Raw genomic sequence first — 18,467 nt, 5'->3', positions numbered from 1 at the left:
CAAAACGGTCACACCGCCGTCCACTGTCGGGGGATCAAATCGTGTATTCCGACGCTTTCAACTGGACGTAGCCGCCGTCGCGGTAGCCGAACTTGGTCTTTTTGTACTTCGCGGCGAGCCTCGCGGCGCGGACGCCGGAGCCGAATTTCGATTTGAGGAGCCCCTTCCCCTCGTCCTTGAGGAGGCTGTCCGCCATCGAAAACGTATCGTCCCAATCGTCCGGACCGTAGTCGGCGACGATGTCCGCGAAGGTGACGTTCCGAAGGAGTTCGTCACCGATCGCTGCTTTCCACTCGTCGTTGTACGATTCGAGGGAATCGGTCGCCGCGAGTTTTCCGGCGATCTTTCCGGTTCGAACTGCGACGTGGTAGCCGCCTTCGTGAAACGCGCTGGTGGTTCCCATCGCACCACCTGCAACGGCGATCCCCGCCTTGACCGGCGATTCGATGGGCTTGGTCGAGGAAATAGGATAGGTTTCGGTCCCCCCTGTTTTGCCACGGTCTTCGACCAGCGGGAAGTCGGCTTCGATGTCGTACTCGCCGCCGTATTCGTGTTCGAGGAGTCTTCGGATGTACTCCCCGGCGCGCGGCAGGCTTTCGTCGTCCTCGTTCAGGAGGACGTACGATTCGGGATTCTCGACGTTTCCGATATTCATTCCGATTGGCATCGTGAGGCCGACACGGGCTACCGTCCCGTCGTTCGGGAACACCCACGGATACGCCGTTTCGCCGGGGATGTACCCCCACCAGAACTTGAGTGCGGAAGCTTCGAACAGTTCCTCGGGGAACTCCCGGTACTCCTGATAGGCGATGTGGTTCGCCTTCGGCGGGCTGAGGTGGTCGCTCACCGACCTGCCATCGGGCATGAACTGGTCCAATACGTCGAGCGTGACGCGACGCTGTGGTCCGTCGGCGAGAACGAGATACTTCGCCGCGATGTTTTCACCGTCGGCGAGGTGGAGGGTGTGGCGGTACTCGGCGTCGAGGTCGGTTTCGGCGCGCTTGACGCCGACACCGACGCGGTAGTCGGCACCTGCGTCTTCGGCACGCTCCCTGAGCCAGTCGTCCATCCACGTTCGGTTGAACGTAAACCCCAGCTTCGGGTACGAAGATTCGATACCCGTGCGCTGGAGAACAGCGCTTTCGTTCGGGCCGAGGAAGTCCACGCGGTCGAGTTCCTGCAGGATGATGTGGTCGGGTATCTCCCGATAATCCTCGTCCATGATGTCCACCCAGTAATCGAGCATCCCGGCGGCGTCGGTCGAATCCGGGCCAAGGAATTCCCGATCAGCGCGGGGAACGCCCTGTTCCAAGACGACGGCGCTCGCGCCGTGCTTCGCGGCTTGGTCCCCTGCCGACATTCCGGCGGGACCGCCACCGACGATAGCAACGTCAAATCGCTCCATACGGCTACCGTACTCAACATGGGGTACTAAATTCTTGACCTTCTGTTCGGCGAATCAGTGTTCGTTCAATCGCGGTACGGTTTTGAGGATACCTCTCGCAGAAACTGGCATGGCAGAGTTCGAATATCTCGATATCGAACGCGTCGGGGACGTTGCCCGCGTCACGATGAACCGTCCGGAAACGCACAACGCGATGCACCGTGAAATGGCGAGCGAACTGCGTACGGTCACGATGAATCTGCACGACGACGATTCGCGCTGTATCGTTCTGACTGGGACTGACGGCGTGTTCAACACCGGAGCCGACCTGTCGGTGCTCTCCGGCGATTCGGATGACGCGCGTACCCTTCGCAAGATCGCATCGAACCTCCACCGAGCAATCGAAAATCTCTCACGAGCGTCGAAACCCGTCGTAACGGGCGTGAACGGCGTCGCAGCGGGCGGTGGATTCGGTCTCGCGCTCTCGGGAGACCTCGTCCTTCTCGCGGAGGATGCGCGACTGGAATTCGCGTACCCACGGATCGGACTGACCGGTGACGGCGGCTCGACGTACTTCCTGCCGCACCTCGTCGGATTGCGACGAGCGAAAGAAATCGCCCTCCTCGATGAACCGATCCTGCCGAAGGAGGCAGTCGAGATGGGTCTCGCCACGGAAGTGACGGACGATTTCGATGCCCGACTCGCCGAACTCGCCGCGGACCTCGCGGACGGGCCAACTCGCGCCTACGGTGCGACGAAACGCCTGCTCAACCGTGGATTAGGTCGCGACCTCCCGGCACAGATGGCGAGTGAGACCGACACCATCGCCCGGATGACGACTACCACGGACTACGAACGAGGGTTGGATGCGTTCGTCTCGAAGGGGACGCCGGAGTTCGAGGGGCAGTAATCCCCGACGAATCGCCGGTTGCCGGGGGTGTATTTCGGACCGAAATGCTGATTTCCCTCCTTGCGAAGGGTTGTGCAATGCAGGCAATTGTCAATGGTGAGGTTCACACAGTGGCCGACGCAGGGACGATCGAGAACGGAACCATCCTGTTCGAGGGTGGAAAAATCGTCGCAGTCGGTGCGGAGGCCGACGTTGACGTTCCGGAAACCGCTGAGGTCATCGACGCGGGTGGGAAGCCGGTTACACCCGGTCTCGTCGAGGCCCACAGCCACGCCGGGATGGGCGAGTGGGGGGAACCCGAGGACGGCGACGTAAACGAACTCACCGACCCCGTCACGCCGCACGTCAACGCGCTCGACGGCTTTCACCCCCGTGACGAGGAGCTACAACACGCCTATCAGGGCGGCGTGACGACCGTCAGCGCCCGGATGGGGAGCGCGAACGTCGTCGGCGGCGTCATCTGTTCGATGAAAACCTACGGCGATATCGCGGACGAGATGTTGATTCAGGAGGACGGTATGAAGGCCGCGATGGGCGAAAACCCGAAGCGCGTCCACGGCGACCAGAACGGACGCGAACCGACGACCCGGCCCGGAATCGCCGCGACCCTCCGGCAGGCGCTCATGGACGCCGAGGATTACGTCTCCCGACGTGAGAAGGCCGAGGAGGAGAGCGACCCCTTCGACCGCGATTTGGGGCTAGAAAATCTCGCGCGAGTCGTGGAAGGCGACCTCCCGCTTCGCGTTCACGCCCACCGCGCTGACGACATCGCCACCGTGTTCCGCATCGCCGACGAGTTCGGCATCGAGGACCTCTCCATCGAGCACGCGACGGAGGGACACGTTCTCGCCGACGAGTTCGTGAAACGAGACGTGCCTGCCATCGTCGGGCCGTCGCTCTACTCCGGCGCGAAGTACGAACTCTCCAATATTACCTTCGAGACGGCGGGCATCCTCCACGAGGCGGGCGTGAAAGTCGCCATCCAGACCGACGCACCAGTTCTCCCGCAGGAACACCTGGATGTCTGTGTCGGTTTGGCGATTCGCGAGGGACTCCCGGAAGACGTCGCGTTGGCCACTGTTACACGCAACCCGGCCGAGATTTTGGGTATCGAAGACCGTGTCGGGACGCTGGAGGAGGGGACCGACGCCGACGTGGTCGTATGGGACGGCCAGCCGTTCGACATCACCGCCGACGCCCAGCACGTCTTCGTGGACGGCCACCACGCCTACGATTCCGACCGCGACGACCGCGACCCGCGCGAGGAGTACGCCTGGTGAATCCCTGGTGAATCCTCGTTAGAGACGTTCGGGAAACACTTCCTGAAAAGCGGTCTCGGAGATTCCGGTGACGACAGCACGGACAAATCGTCCCATTGTTTGTGCTCAACGTACTGAATCGAGCCGAGAGATCGGTTCGTTCCCGACATCTCCCGAAGGAGATCGATACCGCACTCCCTCGCGGACTATCACATGTCGAACGACCTCGCTGCCCTCGGATTTCGGGACATCATCCACACGACGCCGCGACTGCGAGGCCAAGCAGTCGCGGCGGAAAATCTGGTCTTTCGGCCGACGAATCGATTCCGGCTTCGGCAGGCAGCGCGGTCCGTCGTGATGGTCATCGGGGGCGTGCTGACCTTCGCGATGGCGGTGCTGGGCGTCGCGCTGACGCTCCGCGATTGGGCGCTGTCGAGCGGATTCTGTGTCTCAGTTCCTGTGTCACTGTCCGCGATAGATCTTCTGAAAGACTGGGTTCGAGCCGAACTGCAGTCGTCGTCCACCCCGTAACCAGCCCTGTCTCGACGCCTTGATTTCCGCGACAGCCAGTTCTATTTCGTTGCGCGAGAAATTCGCGAACCATGACCGATTCCAAAGCAGACGCAGACCCCGACTCGCCTACGGTTCTCGTCCTCCGCAGAGGTACCCACGGAATGCCCGTCTCCGACTACGTCGGGGAACTCCGCGACCGTCTTCCGCACCACGATATCCGACGCGCTCGAACGCCGCAAGCGGAACGCGAGCACATCGCCGACGCCGACATCGTGACCGGCATGACCATCGACGAAGAACTGCTCAGCCATGCCGAAAACTTGCGTTTATTCGCCTGCGCTTACGCCGGAACGGGCCATCTCCCGCTCGATTCACTCGAATCGAAGGATGTCGCAGTGACGAACGCCTCGGGGGTCCACGGCCCGAACATCGGCGAACACGTTCTCGGCGCGATGCTGACGTTTACCCGTGATTTCCTCCGTGCTCGGCGTCAGCAGTCACGTCGGGAATGGCGACATTATCAGGCGAACGAGTTGCAGGGGAGCACCGTAACGATCGTCGGACTGGGTGCGATCGGGGAAAGCGTAGCCGAGCGACTGGAAGGATTCGGGGTCGAAACGATTGGCGTTCGATACTCGCCCGAAAAGGGTGGTCCGACGAACGAAGTGCTGGGATTCGATGACCTCCACGACGCGCTCGCTCGAACCGACTATCTCGTACTGGCCTGTCCCCTGACTGACGAGACGAGGGGGCTGCTCGACGATGCTGCGTTCGACACGCTCCCGCCGAATGCCATACTGGTGAACGTCGCTCGCGGGCAAGTCGTGGGGACCGATGCACTCCTTTCGGCTATCCGCGGCAATCAGATTCGCGGGGCGGCGCTGGACGTGACCGACCCGGAACCCCTGCCGGAGGACCATCCGCTGTGGAACTTCGAAAACGTGCTCATCACGCCCCACATGGCGGGCCACACGCCGAGATATTTCGCCAGACTCGCGGACATCGTCGCCGAAAACGTTCGTCGTGCGGGCGAGACGGGGTCCTACGACGAGTTGACGAATCAGGTTCGGTAGTCGGGCGGAGAAGCAGCACTTCGAACACACCGACTACCGACCCGGACAAGACGTCAACCGTTTCCTGCCCAGGGTGACGACCGACGACGATGCCGACGACCAGCAGTCCGGACGCGACGAGTTCGATCGGCTCACTTCTGGGGCGAACCATCGACGAATCGTCTAGTCAGTAGGGACAGTTTACGACTCGCTTGTCGGCGAGATGCATCCGGCTAGAAGGAGGAGGGCAGTGGGTTTCGTTACCAAAGCTGTGCGGCGGGCGTCCCGCAGGCGTCACAGACGACTGCGTCGTTTCCTTTGTAGGTGCCGTGTTCTAACGTTCCGTCGTGGCACCACTGACAATCCTCACCTTCGAGGTGTCCGATGACGCTCTGCTGGGTCGTTAAACTCATCTCGGTTGAACGTTACGCCGCACCCGGCATGAATGTGCTGGCCTACCTTGCAGGGAGTTTATCTTTCGCGGGGCGCTATACGGGAGTATGAGCGAACAGAAATCCGACCTTCCTGAAAGCGAGGACGAGTGGCGCGAGCGCCTCTCGGACGAGGAGTATCGCGTCCTGCGCGAGCAGGGAACGGAGCGTCCCGGAACCGGCGAGCATCTCGATAGAAAAGACGACGGAACGTACGTCTGTGCTGGATGTGGTGCGGAACTGTTCGACTCGGACACGAAATACGACTCCCACTGTGGCTGGCCGAGTTTCTACGACGTGCCCGAGGGGAACGTCGAGACGCGAGAGGACAGAAGCCACGGAATGGTGCGAACCGAAGTCGTCTGTTCGAACTGCGGCAGCCATCTGGGTCACGTCTTCGACGACGGCCCGGAACCGACCGGACAGCGCTACTGCATCAACAGCGTTGCGCTGGACTTCGACGAGGAATGAGCTCTCTGTCGGTTCGTTTTTTTGGGAACTCTGTCGCCCAGTCTCTTGGATGCTAAACTGAGGAAAGGAGGGTGGGGGACTCGCCCGCCGAACGACACGCCTTTCCTCCCGCCCGAGAAAGGCCGAATATGGACAGAAAGCGAGAGCTTTCGAGCATCGACCTCGCCGCCGTCGTTCGCGAACTCGCGAGCTACGAGGGTGCGAAGGTCGACAAAGCGTATCTCTACGGCGACGATCTGCTGCGCCTCAAGATGCGGGATTTCGACCGAGGTCGGCTCGAACTACTCATCGAGGTGGGTGAAATCAAACGAGCCCACACCGCGGCACCGGAGCACGTCCCGGCCGCGCCCGGCAGACCGCCGAACTTCGCCATGATGCTGCGAAATCGGCTTTCTGGGGCGGACTTCGCGGGCGTCGAGCAGTTCGAGTTCGACCGCATCCTTCAGTTCAACTTCAAACGAGAGGACGGCGATACGACTATCGTCGCGGAACTGTTCGGGCAGGGCAATCTCGCCGTGTTGGACGAGAACAACGAAGTCGTGGACAGTCTCGACACGGTTCGACTCAAATCCAGAACCGTCGCGCCCGGGTCGCAGTACGAGTTCCCCAGTTCGCGGGTGAACCCGCTCGAAATCGACTACGAGGAGTTCGAATACCGGATGAACGATTCGGACACCGACGTGGTCCGAACGCTGGCGACGCAACTCAACTTCGGCGGGCTGTACGCCGAAGAGGTCTGTACCCGTGCGAACGTCGAAAAAGCGAAGGACATCTCGGATGCCGACGAGGAGGAGTACGAACGACTCTACGCCGCCATCGAACGTCTGAAAGAACCGCTGGAAACGGGGAACTTCGACCCCCGGGTTTACTACGAGGATGATACTCGCGTCGATGTGACGCCGTTCCCACTCGAGGAGTACGAGGACCGGGATGCGGAGGCGTTCGACTCGTTTAACGCCGCGCTGGACGATTACTTCACGAATCTCGATTTGAGCGGGGACGACGACGCCGCGAAATCACAGGAACCCCAAAAGCCGGACTTCCAAGGCCAGATCGAGAAACAACAGCGCATCATCGACCAGCAGCAGGGTGCGATAGAAGGCTTCGAACGGCAAGCGGAGGCCGAGCGCGAGAAGGCCGAACTCCTCTACGGCAACTACGGGTTCGTCGATGAAATCCTCTCGACGGTTCAAAATGCCCGTGCCGAAGACACCCCGTGGGCGGACATCGAAGCCCGATTCGAGGAGGGCGCGGAACGCGGTATCGCCGCGGCCGAGGCCGTACGGGGAATCGACGAAAGCGAGGGCACCGTCGCCGTCGAAATCGACGACACCGAAATCACGCTGTTTCCGGAAGATGGCGTCGAAAAGAACGCGGACCGCCTGTATCAGGAAGCGAAGCGAATCGAGGAGAAGAAGGCGGGCGCACAGGCCGCCATCGAGGACACGCGCGAGGAACTGGAAGCCGTCAAGAAGCGAAAGGAGGAGTGGGAAGCGGAACCCGAAGCGGAGCGGGACGACGAGGAACCGGAGGACATCGACTGGCTGTCGAGAGCGTCCATCCCTATTCGTAAGCAAGAGCAGTGGTACGAACGGTTCCGGTGGTTTCGGACCTCGGACGGGTTCCTCGTTATCGGCGGGCGCAACGCCGACCAGAACGAGGAACTCGTCAAGAAGTATATGGACCGAAACGACCTCTTTTTCCACTCGCAGGCCCACGGCGGCCCGATTACCATCCTGAAAACGTCCGACCCGAGCGAACCGTCGAGGGACGTCGACGTGCCTAACAGAAGCAAGGAGGAAGCCGCCCAGTTCGCGGTATCGTACTCCTCGGTCTGGAAGGACGGACGGTTTTCGGGTGACGCTTACATGGTCTCGCCCGAACAGGTGTCAAAAACACCTGAAAGCGGCGAGTATCTTGAAAAAGGTGCGTTCGCCATCCGTGGCGACCGAACCTATTTCCGGGACACGCCGGTCGGCGTCGCAGTCGGAATCACCGTCGAACCGAACACGCGAGTTATCGGCGGACCACCGTCAGCTATCGAGTCGCAAGCAGAAACGTACATCGAAGTCGAACCGGGGCAGTACGCTCAGAACGACGCCGCCAAGCGACTCTATCGTCAGTTCCGTGAGCGGTTCGAGGATACCTCGTTCGTGCGCAAGGTAGCGAGCGCCGACCTGATTCAGGAGTTCCTCCCTGCCGGCGGTAGTCGGATGATAGACTGACACGTTTTCGTCTTGCTGAGAAGGGTTAAGCCCTCAGCGAGCGTATCAACCACAGAGTCGGTGTCCTGCGTTCGATTCGCGGGCCTGCACTCGGGGGAGAAATCATGTTCAACGAAAGCATCAACTATCTCAAAGACAGTGACGACGCCGCAAAGACGGTACTTATCGGGGGACTGCTCGCGATTTTTGGGTTCCTCATCATTCCGGCGCTCATCGTTCAGGGTTACACGATCCGGGTCCTGCGCCGCGTTTCGGACGGTGACACCGAAGCACCGGTCTTCAGCGACTGGGGAAAGCTCACGGTCGATGGCTTGAAAGCGGTCATCATCGTGCTCGTCTACTCGCTCCTCCCGGCCCTTCTCGCCGTGGTATTCATCGGTGGGGGCGTGGCACTCATGGACCGTGTTCCGTTCATCGGCGGGTTCGTCGCCCTGTTCGGGAGCCTGTTGACGTTCGTGATCGGACTCGCGGTCTTGTACGTCGTCCCCGCTGCGCTCGTCCGATTCGCGGAGAAAGGAACGATGGGATCGGGATTCGAATACGAATCGCTCGTGCCGATCGTCCGTGACCGGGAGTACGCGACCGGATGGCTCCTCGCGTTGGGTATCCTCGTCGTGGCCGGTGTGATTTCGAGCGCGGTCGCGGTCGTTCCGCTTCTCGGGTGGCTCCTGGCAGTGTTCATCGGCTTCTATGCGCAGGTGACGGCGGCGTACATCTACGCTCGGTCGTACGCGGAGGCGACCGAACACCGACTGCGCGAGGGACCGGAAGTGGACGACACCAGACCAGCGGTCTGAGTGTTTCGCTTCTTTCGGTTGTCTATGTTGTAGCCAGAACAACTAATTAGCTGTGTAGTTAGTTTTAGATACTGAGATGACGAATCGTGATAGCTGACGCGCTTCGATATCCGGTTTCGGGCGACGAACCGCGAAAAACGGTTGCCATCGGTATCGTATTGAACGTGGTCGGCCTGTTTGCTCTGCCGTTAGTGTTGGGGTACTGGGAGAATAAACAGAGAAAATAACACCAGTGTACTGCCGATGATGGTTCGCGCGATTCCATCGTTCCCCCTTCGTCGGATACGACAACGCGTCTTCTAACATATCGACCGAACCATCCTATGCAGAGTATTTGATTTCATATGATGATTGTCGAGAGCCAAGGTATGGACGCCGAATAGCAGGGCACTTATCACGGGAAGACACAGTTTCTGTCATGCGAATAGACGACCGAACGTCCCTCGACGGGAACCGCGAGCGAATCACGCTCGTTCCCGAAAGCGTGGACGACCTCTGGCATCTTACCTACCTCCTCGAACCGGGTGACAGCGTCTCCGGCGACACGACTCGACGGATTCAGCGCGCAGACGACCAGATGCGCGATACGGGCGGCGAGCGTGAGCACATGCACATCACCCTCGACGTTGAGGACGTGGAGTTTCATCGATTCGCCAATCGCGTCCGGGTTGGTGGCGTCATCACCGACTGTTCGCGGGAAGACCAGTTGGGTCTCCACCATACCATCAACGTCGAAGAACGCGAGAAGATCTCCATCGAGAAGGTGTGGAAACGCGACCAGTTGGACCGACTCGACGACGCCGTCGAGGCGACGGAAAATCCGGACGTTGCCATCGCCACCGTCGAAGAGGGTGCGGTGTACATCCATACCGTCGCGCAGTACGGTGCCGACGAGTACACGTCGTTCACCGGAACGACCGGAAAGGGTGAATATGCGAGTGGGCGAACCGAACTGTTCGACCAGTTGGGGTCGGCGCTTTCCCATCTCGACGTGGACGCGATCATCCTCGCCGGACCGGGATTCACGAAACAGGACGCGTACGACCACATCGCCGACAACTACCCCGACCTGACCGACCTCATCACGCAAGTGGACGTGAGTTCAGTCGGTGATAGGGGGGTTCACGAAGTCCTGAAACGCGGTGCCGTCGCGGACGTGCAGGAGCAGACGAGAATCGGCACGGAGGCGGAACTCATCGACGAACTCACGAGACGTATCGCGGAGGGTGCGAAGGCCGCCTACGGTATCGAGCAGGTGGCGAAAGCCGCGGACTTCGGGGCGGTCGAACGTCTCCTCGTGTTGGACGAACGTCTGCGCAAGGAACGCGGTGCGCTCGGCGAAGACGAGGACGGCGGCGAGTGGGCCATCGACGTGAACGAAGTCATCACCGACGTGGAGCGCAAGGGTGGCGACGTAACCGTCTTTTCCCACGAGTTCGCGCCGGGGGAGCAGCTGTCGAACCTCGGCGGAATCGCCGCCTTGCTCCGCTATCGGTTGGAATAATCGCTCGAAGACACCATCGGTTTTACTCGTCGGCAAGAACGCTTAACCGATCACTAACCGAAATTTCGCCACGATGTTCCTGTATTTGGTCGGGAAACTGGCCATCGTTGCAGTTTATTATCTGGTCAGGCTCATTCCAGTCGTCGGTCTGAAACTCTCCGATCGCTACGAACACGAACTGTTCGGGCCACTGGTTGACGATGTCTCGGTCGTCGAAACGCGGGTGGACCGGTCCGGCCGCTCCGTCGTTGTCGAACTCCAGTTCGACAACGACAGCACCCTGGACGCCCGAATCGTCGGCGGAAGCGTCCGACTGGGATATACGACCAACGGCGAGACCGCCTGTAATCTCGTTTGGACCGACGATTTCGAGTCGCTTCCCAAAAACATCGACCTGTCGAAAATAGAGAGTGAGGGAACGGGGACGCTCCGACTCGAACACTGCATCGACGGCGACGAACTCCACTTCGATGGCGAACTTCGCTTGCGCCGGATTTTCACGGTTCGAGACCGAGAACTGCCCCTCGGCGTCGCTAGTTTTACCCTCCCCGAGGAGTCGATTCACGTCGAGACGGGGAGTGAAGAGGAGACGGCAGGAACGGAACGACGGGCCGCAGTGGAGCGCTAAATCGTGACCGAAAACAAGTCTTCCGCGAAGCGGACGTCGCCGTCGTAGTGCTCTCCCACCGAGGAGACCATGGCTTCGTGCTTTCCGTCGGTGTGTGGGTACAGATGTGTCAGGTAGACGCGGCCGATATTCACCCCGGAGAGCGCCTCGCCGAGCTGCGTCGGCGTCGGGTGGTTCGCTACGTCCACGTCATCGGGGAACGAACAGTCGTGGACGAGGACGGAACAGCCATCCGCGAAATTGGCCAGCGCGGAAAACGCCTCACTGTCGCCGCTGAAAGTAAACTCATCGCCGAACCGGTAGGCCAAACACGGCATCGAATGCCGCGTCTCGAACCCTTCTACGTCGAATCCTGCGACCGAGAACTCCTGTTCGCCGACTTCGCGAACCTGAAGCTCGACTTTCCCATCGAGATAGTCGTGGACCGAGAGAAGTCCGTCGAGCAGGGCTTTGGTTCCCTTCGGTCCGACGACTTCGAGATGCTCTTCCCCGGCAAGCCAACGGGCTTTGAGGAGGGGGAGAAGGTCGGAAATGTGATCGAGATGGTGATGGGTAAGCAGGACCGTCGAGATGTTTTCGTAACCGATTCCCGACTGCTGGAGACGGTGGAGGACGCCACTGCCACAGTCCACGAGGAGACGATTCTCGTCGTTTTCGACGACGATTCCGGTTTGAAATCGTTCGCCGGTCGGCATCGCGCTACCCGTGCCGAGGAACGTGACTCGCATGTGTAAACGGGCGGGCGGGAAGGTCAAAAAGGTTCAGCCATGATGGAAGCCCCTTGTGGTCGTGGGAAACGTCATGCTCGTCGCCGGAGAAATCAGTCCCAGCGATGACGAGCAACACGATCAGGACGGGGATATGCCACTCGCTCGTGACTACAGAAGGACGACGAACGTAACAAACGAATAGGTACGAATCCGGACTCCCACCACTAACGATTTCGTCCAGCGTATCGTGGTTCGAGTATGCAAAGCGACGTCCGCCTCGAACGTGGTTCCGGCGGCCGCCGCCTCGCGGTTTCGCGCGTGATCGACGCCCCGACGGAAGTCGTCTGGAATCTGCTAACGGACACCGCGTACTGGCCCGATTGGGGTCCCTCCGTGCGGGCCGTCGAATGCTCCGATGGGACCATCACCGCCGGTTCGACCGGCCGGGTGAAAACGTCACTCGGCATCTGGATTCCATTCGAAGTCACATCCTGTGATGGCTATCGCTGGACGTGGAACGTCGCGGGGATTCCCTCGACGGGACATCGGGTGGAGGGGTTGGAAACCGACAGTCGCGTCGTGTTCGAACTCCCGATATTTGGGGCTGCATACGTTCCGATCTGCCAGCGTGCGCTCGAAAAAATCGCTCGTCTCGCTGACGAAGGGTTATAACGAATGCCGGAGCCACTCCGGACCATCCGATGGCCTTGACGTTCGACTCGATATTTCACTTTCACTCCGCTGGCACAACCCTCTTTGTCGCCGACTTCCAAGTCGGAGCAAATGGATGGGCGAGCGCTGTTGGCCCGCGAAGGATTCGAGTTCGACCCCGAAGCGATCGAACTCGCGGACGAGGCGGTGCTAGATCTCCTCGAACCGGCAGTCAAGGAGTGGTGGGTCGAAGCGTTCGGCGAGTTCGTTCCGGAAAATGGCGGGTTCTTCACGCCGCCACAGCGCGAGGCCATTCCGCTGATTCACGGCCACGAGAACGCCCTCATTGCCTCGCCAACTGGGAGCGGAAAGACGCTTGCCTCCTTCACCGCGATTTTGAACGAGTTGTTCCGTCGGGAGCGCGAATCCGGGCTCGAAAACTCGGTCTACTGTCTCTACGTCTCGCCGCTGAAATCGTTGGCGAACGATATCCACCGAAACCTCGAAGTACCGCTGTCGGGAATCCGGGAAAAGATGGCGGGCGGCGAACCGCAACCGTCCGAATCGGTGGCGGTCACCGATTCGGAGCCAGCCGAATCCACAGCGGCTGTAAGCGAGGTTCGTCACGCGATTCGACACGGCGACACGGACTCGACAGCGCGCCAGCGGATGTTACAGGAAACGCCGCATATCCTCAACACGACGCCGGAAACGCTCGCCATCCTGCTCAACTCGCCGAAGTTCAAGGAAAAGCTTCGAACGGTCGAATACATAGTCGTGGACGAAATCCACAGCCTCGCGGATGGAAAACGGGGAACACATCTCTCGGTCAGCCTCGAACGGCTCGAAAATATCGCGGAGACGTCGCCGACGAGGATCGGCTGTTCCGCGACGGTCGAACCGCTCTCTACCATCGCGGAGTTCCTGGTCGGGCAGGAGTCACCAGACGGTGGGAGTCGGGAGTACGAAATCGTGGACACGCGATTCGTTCGCGAGTTCGACCTCGAACTCAACTGTCCGACGGACGACCTCATAAACACGCCACGGGATTCGGTGCAAGATCGATTCTACCGGCAGTTGGACGAACTCATTCGGGACCACACGAACACGCTCGTGTTCACCAACACGCGTTCCGGCGCGGAGCGCGTGTTGCAAAACCTCCGCGACAGGTTCGAGGGATACGACGAGGACAACTCCGGCTGTCACCACGGCAGCCTTTCGAAGGAAGCTCGCCAGCGAATCGAAGGACGATTGAAGGAGGGCGATTTGGACGTGGTGACGACCTCCACGAGCCTCGAACTCGGAATCGACATGCCATACGTCGATTTGGTGGTCCAGGTCGGCTCTCCGAAGAGCGTCGCCTCCCTGCTCCAGCGAGTTGGACGTGCGGGTCACCAACTCGGGCAAACCGTCACCGGGCGAGTCATCGCCCTCGACAGGGACGAACTCGTCGAATGTGCGGTCATGTTGAAGAAGGCGGAAGAGGGCTTCGTGGATCGCGTGTTCGTCCCCGAAAGCGCACAGGACGTAGCTGCTCAACACGTCTACGGGATGGCGATAAACGATGTTCGGCGGGAGGCCGACATCAAAGCGACACTTCAGCGCGCATATCCCTACCGAAACTACGACGACGACGCGTGGGAGTCGCTCCTCCGCTATCTGACCGCGGACTACGACGGATTGGAGGACAAAAACGTCTACGCGAAGGTGTGGCGAGACGGGAACGACCCGCCGGACGGCGAGTATCATTATTCGGACTACCCGGTCGGCGAACCGTTGATGGGAAAGCGGGGTCGCCTCGCTCGCGTCATCTATATGACGAACATCGGGACGATACCCGACTCGTTTTCGTGTGACGTGTTCACGCGGGCGGACAACGAGTGGGTCGGTGATTTGGACGAGAACTACCTCGACACGCTCGAAAAGGGTGACGTGTTCGTCCTCGGTGGCCAGCATTTCGAGTACAGCTATCGGCGCGGGTCGAAGGTGTACGCCGACCGTACCAGTGCTCGTCCGACGGTTCCATCGTGGTTCTCGGAGCGTCTGCCGCTTTCGTACGACCTCGGGCGAGAAATAACGGCGTTTCAGGGGGAACTCCTCTCGCGACTGTCCGACCGTGGCAAACCCGGTGTTCGAGTATGGCTCCGGACGTTCCCACTGGACGAGAACAGTGTCCGCGCTATCGTCAGAATGTTCGACGAGCAGGTTCGATACGCAGGCCCCGAAAGCATCAGCACGGAAGACCGCCTCGCGGTCGAAATCGAGATGGATAGGGACGAGTACAAACGCCACTACTACGTTCACTCGAACTACGGCCGGAAGTTCAACGACGGCCTCTCCCGCGTCGTCGCGTATCGATGTGCACAGTCGGCCAACACGAACGTCTCCGTCGCTGTTGCCGACAACGGCTTTACCATTTCCATGCCGCTGAATCGGAAAGTGGACGTTCCGGGCATCCTCCGTGATATCTCCCCGGACGAACTACGCGACGACTTGCGGTCTGCTCTCTCCGGAACCGACCTGCTGCAACGATATTTCCGAATCAACGCGACGCGCTCGCTGATGATACTCAAACGCTACAAAGGATACGAAAAATCCGCGAGCGAACAACAGGTGTCGAGCGAGATGTTGCTCGGGTTCGCCGACGATCTGGACGACTTCGCCGTCATCGAGGAAACCTACCGCGAAATTATCGAGGACAAACTCGCGCTGGAGCCCATCGAGGATGTCCTCGAAGCGCTACAGGCGGGTGATATCGACGTCGTCCAGAATCGGGTGCAGTCTCCGACACCACGGGCGTTCGGACTCGCAACTCTCATGGCGAGCGACGTGGTGCTCGCGGAGGACGAGAGCGCAGTCTTACAGGCGTTCCACGGGCGCGTTCTCGACGAAATCGAGGAAGACGAAGGCATCGAAACGGATTGAAAGCGAATCCATCGGCCGGACCGACTGGGTCGTCTGTTAGCCGTTTTAAAATTCGTGGTAAAAGGCCAAAAGCTTAATTAAACCGCACTCAATTGCATGTGGTTACCAATGACAGGGCAGTCGAATCCACGTCACCGTCTCATGATCTTCGTCGTCGCACTGTTCGGAACTGCGCTCATCGCAAGCGTACCGAGTCCGGCCGGTCTCTCGGTCCGGGGGCAGTTCGCGCTCGCGACGATGTTTTTCGCCGGACTGCTTTGGGTAACGGGGGCGTTTCCCCTCGCCGTAACAGCGCTCTCGATACCCATCCTCCTCACCGTCTTCGGCGTCTACGCCGATTTGGACGAAGCGTTGGTCGGATTCGCCGACCACCTCATCTTCCTGTTCATCGCCGGGTTCATGCTGGCGAACGCGCTCCAGAAGTACGACATCGACCGACGAATCGCGTTGTGGATGATGTCGGTGATGGGGTCGTCACCACGGCGACTCGTCCTCGCCGTCATGCTGGCGACGGCGTTCCTCTCGATGTGGGTGTCGAACACGGCGACGGCCGCGATGATGACGCCCATCGCACTCGGCGTCCTATCGCAGGTTCTCGGCCGTGAAAACGTTGAAACCGCGAGCGAGAGTCCCACAGGAACGGATACCGCCGCCACTGACGGGGGAATCGCGGCGGCGGACGAGTTTTCGAACATACAGGTGTCGATGCTACTGGGAACCGCATACGCTGCGAGCGTCGGGGGTGTTGGAACGCTCATCGGAACGCCGCCGAACGCGGTTCTCGCGTCCCAGCTGAACGAAATCCTCGGCTACGAAATCGGCTTCGCGCAGTGGCTGATCATCGGCGTTCCGATAGTGGCCATCACCCTCCCGGTCGTGTGGTACGTCCTCACGTACGTTCTCTATCCGCCGCAGATAGAGGACGTAAGCGATGCTCGCCGACAGGCACGCCGATATCTCGCCGACGAGGGTGAACTGAGCACGCGCGGCAAACGGGTTGCGGCTATCTTTACCGCGACGGCGTTCCTGTGGGTCGTCGGCGGATTGGGTGATTTCCTCGGTCCATACCTCCCGTCGGCGTGGGAGGTCACGCTCTTCGGCGGGGAGGGAACGAGCGTTTTCGGTATCGATGGTCATCAGGGTATCCTCTATTACGTCGTCGTCGGACTGCTTGCCATTCCGTCGCTCGTGCTGGCGGACACGATGGACTGGGACGACCTCGTGGATATCGATTGGGGAACCATCCTCCTGTTCGGCGGCGGTATCGCGCTCGCGGACGCTCTCGCTACGACCGGGGCGACGAAATGGATCGCCGACTCCGTGTTTCGTTCGCTTACGGGTTCCCCCATCGTCCTCGTCGTCGGCGCGGTCGTCCTCCTCGTCATCTTCCTCACCGAGATGACTTCGAACACCGCCACCGCGACCATCATCATTCCGATTCTGATCAGTATCGGGAGCGTCTTCGCGGCCACACTCGGCCTTACCGACGTGGCCGCGGCCGTCTTCCTTTCCGTTTCCGGAGCCATCGCCGCCAGTTTCGCGTTCGCACTGCCGGTAGCGACGCCGCCCAACGCCATCGTGTTCGGAAGCGGCTATCTGAAACAGAGTCAGATGATGCGTGCTGGTGTGATCTTGAACCTGCTGATGACGGTCATCCTCACCGGACTCATCTGGTTGCTCTTTCAGTTCGTCTGGCCACAAGTTCTCTGGTGACGGGAATCGGCTTGGAACCGATCGATTTCGGAAAACCGGTCTCGAATTTTCGGCGTTTTACCGTCACACCAACAGCGTTTCGAGTGCGTTCGGGACGACGAGTACGTCGCTTCCCGGGTCGACCGCATCGGCGACCGACTCCCTGGCGTTCATTAAACAGTCCTCGACGATGGTTGGGTGGTCGCTCCCGGCGATGTACACGTCGTGGTCGCGCAAGGCGCGTGCCACGACGAACGCCCGCTGTGCCCCCGGTTCGTAGCCCGAACGGAGTTCTTCGTACAGACTCGCGGGGTCACTCGCACCGGCGAGCCGGTCGTAAAACCGTCGTTCACCCCGACCTTCACCCGCACCTTCGGAGAGTTCGGCGGGGACGACGACGCGACCGCCGGAGCGTAGTGGATTTCGGTCGCCGAGGACGACGTACGTCGCGGCGCGAGTTGCCTGATAGAGGTTCGTCGCTTTCGCGTCGGGAACGCCCGCAACAACCGCGTCGAACTCGCCTTCGACCGGGACGGAAAGCACCTCCTTTGCAATTTCCGCGAGGTCGGCAACCACGTCACGGTGGTGTCCCGCGCTCGCTCCCAAAACTCCCTGTGGTCCGTGTGTGACGTTGAGACAGAAGTCGAGACCGAGGAGGTCGCCCGCTCGGTCGAGCGTTTCGCGGAAGGGGTTGTCCTCGATTCGTCCGAGTCGGACGCCGTCATGCGAGAGCATGTCCGGGCCATGCGTGTATCGGATGAGCGATTCGCCGCCCGCGCCGATCGCCACCGTCTTCGCTCCCCCGGAAAATCCCGCGTACTGGTGCGGTTCGACCATGCCCGTCGAAAGCACGCGGTCGGCGTCTGCGACGACCGCGTTCAGTTCGATGGGGACGTCGCTCGCACCTGCCGATACACGACCGATTTCGACCGCCGAATCGGCGTCGTGATTCTCGGCGAGGTCGGCGTGCTCGTCGAGCGCCGACGCGATCTCTTCGTCGGTCATCGGGCGGTGTAATCCGAGTCCGATGACGACTGTGATCTGCTCGCGTGGGACCCCGGCGTCGGAGAGTTCGGAGAGGAGCACGTCCAACAGCACGTCGTCCGGCGTCGCGCGAGTTACGTCGGTGACGACGATAGCGACGGTTTCGTCCGACGACACGATTTCGGCGAGATGGGGGCCGTGTGGGTTTTCGACCGCTTGCTCGGCGGCCTCGCGCGGGTCGACGGCAGAACCGCCAGGTGGTTCGAGAACCGTACTATCGCAGTCGGGGAGCGAGAAATCGAAGTCGTCCATGCGTCGGAGTACGAACGCC

General features: G+C 60.6%; 17 protein-coding genes. 13 read left to right on the top strand and 4 right to left on the bottom strand.

Features of this window, described 5'->3' with window-relative positions; genetic code table 11:
* Nucleotides 1-34: 34 nt before the first annotated feature.
* Nucleotides 35-1,405 carry an NAD(P)/FAD-dependent oxidoreductase gene (locus tag OOF89_RS01965; protein WP_266077975.1) on the bottom strand — a complete coding sequence of 457 codons (1,371 nt, stop codon included), beginning with the start codon at nucleotides 1,403-1,405 and terminating at the stop codon, nucleotides 35-37.
* 109 nt (nucleotides 1,406-1,514) lie between these two features.
* Between OOF89_RS01965 and OOF89_RS01960 the strand changes: the two genes are divergently transcribed.
* The 4 genes from OOF89_RS01960 (at nucleotide 1,515) to OOF89_RS01945 (ending at nucleotide 5,139) form a co-directional block, all read left to right on the top strand.
* On the top strand, nucleotides 1,515-2,294 hold the full coding sequence (locus OOF89_RS01960; RefSeq protein ID WP_266077974.1) for an enoyl-CoA hydratase/isomerase family protein: 780 nt from the start codon (nucleotides 1,515-1,517) through the stop codon (nucleotides 2,292-2,294).
* Nucleotides 2,295-2,371: 77 nt separating this feature from the next.
* Nucleotides 2,372-3,574, top strand: coding sequence for an amidohydrolase (locus tag OOF89_RS01955; RefSeq protein WP_266077973.1), 1,203 nt, complete (start codon nucleotides 2,372-2,374; stop codon nucleotides 3,572-3,574).
* Between the two features lie 192 nt (nucleotides 3,575-3,766).
* Nucleotides 3,767-4,084, top strand: a complete 318-nt coding sequence (locus tag OOF89_RS01950; protein ID WP_266077971.1) for a hypothetical protein — start codon at nucleotides 3,767-3,769, stop codon at nucleotides 4,082-4,084.
* Nucleotides 4,085-4,155: 71 nt separating this feature from the next.
* A complete protein-coding gene (locus tag OOF89_RS01945) occupies nucleotides 4,156-5,139 on the top strand; it encodes a D-2-hydroxyacid dehydrogenase (protein WP_266077970.1) in 984 nt (327 codons plus the stop codon).
* 239 nt (nucleotides 5,140-5,378) lie between these two features.
* Here OOF89_RS01945 and OOF89_RS01940 read toward each other — a convergent pair whose 3' ends face one another.
* A complete protein-coding gene (locus tag OOF89_RS01940) occupies nucleotides 5,379-5,531 on the bottom strand; it encodes an HVO_A0556 family zinc finger protein (protein ID WP_266077968.1) in 153 nt (50 codons plus the stop codon).
* A gap of 87 nt (nucleotides 5,532-5,618) precedes the next feature.
* On the opposite strand from OOF89_RS01940, the gene msrB reads away from it, so the two are divergent.
* From msrB to OOF89_RS01915, 5 genes are all read left to right on the top strand, one after another.
* The gene (msrB, locus tag OOF89_RS01935) at nucleotides 5,619-6,020 is read left to right on the top strand and encodes a peptide-methionine (R)-S-oxide reductase MsrB (RefSeq protein WP_266077966.1); all 402 of its coding nucleotides are present in this window, start codon (nucleotides 5,619-5,621) and stop codon (nucleotides 6,018-6,020) included.
* Between the two features lie 128 nt (nucleotides 6,021-6,148).
* Nucleotides 6,149-8,245: a ribosome rescue protein RqcH gene (rqcH, locus tag OOF89_RS01930; RefSeq protein ID WP_266077963.1), complete on the top strand. Its 2,097-nt coding sequence runs from the start codon at nucleotides 6,149-6,151 to the stop codon at nucleotides 8,243-8,245.
* Nucleotides 8,246-8,349: 104 nt separating this feature from the next.
* Complete coding sequence (locus OOF89_RS01925) at nucleotides 8,350-9,042, top strand: DUF4013 domain-containing protein (RefSeq protein ID WP_266077961.1); 693 nt, start codon at nucleotides 8,350-8,352, stop codon at nucleotides 9,040-9,042.
* A 418-nt stretch (nucleotides 9,043-9,460) separates the two neighbouring features.
* Nucleotides 9,461-10,546 carry an mRNA surveillance protein pelota gene (locus tag OOF89_RS01920; protein ID WP_266077959.1) on the top strand — a complete coding sequence of 362 codons (1,086 nt, stop codon included), beginning with the start codon at nucleotides 9,461-9,463 and terminating at the stop codon, nucleotides 10,544-10,546.
* Nucleotides 10,547-10,619: 73 nt separating this feature from the next.
* Nucleotides 10,620-11,174 carry a hypothetical protein gene (locus OOF89_RS01915; protein ID WP_266077957.1) on the top strand — a complete coding sequence of 185 codons (555 nt, stop codon included), beginning with the start codon at nucleotides 10,620-10,622 and terminating at the stop codon, nucleotides 11,172-11,174.
* On the opposite strand, the gene OOF89_RS01910 is transcribed toward OOF89_RS01915, so the two are convergent.
* Complete coding sequence (locus OOF89_RS01910; RefSeq protein WP_266077955.1) at nucleotides 11,171-11,902, bottom strand: MBL fold metallo-hydrolase; 732 nt, start codon at nucleotides 11,900-11,902, stop codon at nucleotides 11,171-11,173. The genes OOF89_RS01915 and OOF89_RS01910 overlap by 4 nt on opposite strands.
* 61 nt (nucleotides 11,903-11,963) lie before the next feature.
* Here OOF89_RS01910 and OOF89_RS01905 point away from each other — a divergent pair, with 61 nt between their 5' ends.
* From OOF89_RS01905 to OOF89_RS01890, 4 genes are all read left to right on the top strand, one after another.
* Nucleotides 11,964-12,086, top strand: a complete 123-nt coding sequence (locus OOF89_RS01905; protein WP_266077953.1) for a hypothetical protein — start codon at nucleotides 11,964-11,966, stop codon at nucleotides 12,084-12,086.
* A 56-nt stretch (nucleotides 12,087-12,142) separates the two neighbouring features.
* A complete protein-coding gene (locus OOF89_RS01900; RefSeq protein WP_266077952.1) occupies nucleotides 12,143-12,556 on the top strand; it encodes an SRPBCC family protein in 414 nt (137 codons plus the stop codon).
* A gap of 111 nt (nucleotides 12,557-12,667) precedes the next feature.
* Nucleotides 12,668-15,460, top strand: coding sequence for an ATP-dependent helicase (locus OOF89_RS01895; protein ID WP_266077951.1), 2,793 nt, complete (start codon nucleotides 12,668-12,670; stop codon nucleotides 15,458-15,460).
* 108 nt (nucleotides 15,461-15,568) lie between these two features.
* Nucleotides 15,569-17,173 carry an SLC13 family permease gene (locus tag OOF89_RS01890; protein ID WP_266077949.1) on the top strand — a complete coding sequence of 535 codons (1,605 nt, stop codon included), beginning with the start codon at nucleotides 15,569-15,571 and terminating at the stop codon, nucleotides 17,171-17,173.
* Nucleotides 17,174-17,236: 63 nt separating this feature from the next.
* On the opposite strand, the gene OOF89_RS01885 is transcribed toward OOF89_RS01890, so the two are convergent.
* On the bottom strand, nucleotides 17,237-18,448 hold the full coding sequence (locus OOF89_RS01885; RefSeq protein WP_266077947.1) for a lactate racemase domain-containing protein: 1,212 nt from the start codon (nucleotides 18,446-18,448) through the stop codon (nucleotides 17,237-17,239).
* Between the last annotated feature and the right edge of the window lie 19 nt (nucleotides 18,449-18,467).

Origin of the sequence: Haladaptatus caseinilyticus (assembly GCF_026248685.1) — an archaeon.
GTDB lineage: Archaea > Halobacteriota > Halobacteria > Halobacteriales > Haladaptataceae > Haladaptatus > Haladaptatus caseinilyticus.
The sequence above is the reverse complement of the archived record's forward strand: the minus strand, read 5'-3'. Positions and strand labels throughout refer to the sequence as shown.